Annotated in this window: 1 protein-coding gene; it reads right to left on the bottom strand. The window is 62.5% G+C overall.

The window, feature by feature from the left end:
• Positions 1-501 (bottom strand): NADP-dependent isocitrate dehydrogenase (locus DT603_RS15925; RefSeq protein WP_162350963.1); only part of this gene is annotated, 501 nt, incomplete at both ends.

Here is a 501-nt window from a genome sequence, read left to right as displayed (position 1 = left end):
GCCGGTAACCGAGATGGTGTCCTGGCCCTTGCGGATGCGCTCCAGCGAGAAGGCCGTCGCTTCCACCGGCGGCAGGATGCGGATATCCAGGCCATTGGTGTCGTGATCCTTCAGATACTGTTCGACCTTGGCAATGACCTGCGCATCGTGCGCGCGTGCCTGGTCCAGCCAGAACACGGCCGGGGTGTCGCTCAGACGTGCGCGCTCGACGGCAAGCTTGACCCAGTCCTGGATCGGCGCGTCCTTGACCTGACACATGCGCCACAGATCGCCGGCTTCCACGGCATGCTTGAACACCGTCTTGCCATTGCCATCGGTGACCTTGACGGTGCCGGCAGCGTCCATCTGAAAGGTCTTGTCGTGTGAGCCGTATTCTTCGGCCTTCTGCGCCATCAAGCCCACATTGGGCACCGAGCCCATTGTGGACGGATCGAACGCGCCGTGCGCCTTGCAGTCGTCGATCACTGCCTGATACACGTCGGCGTAGCAACGGTCCGGAAT

The sequence above is a fragment of the Pseudoxanthomonas gei genome, assembly GCF_010119615.1.
Lineage (GTDB): Bacteria > Pseudomonadota > Gammaproteobacteria > Xanthomonadales > Xanthomonadaceae > Pseudoxanthomonas_A > Pseudoxanthomonas_A gei.
Note: the sequence above shows the minus strand (reverse complement) of the source record. Positions and strands in the feature narration are given on the sequence as shown.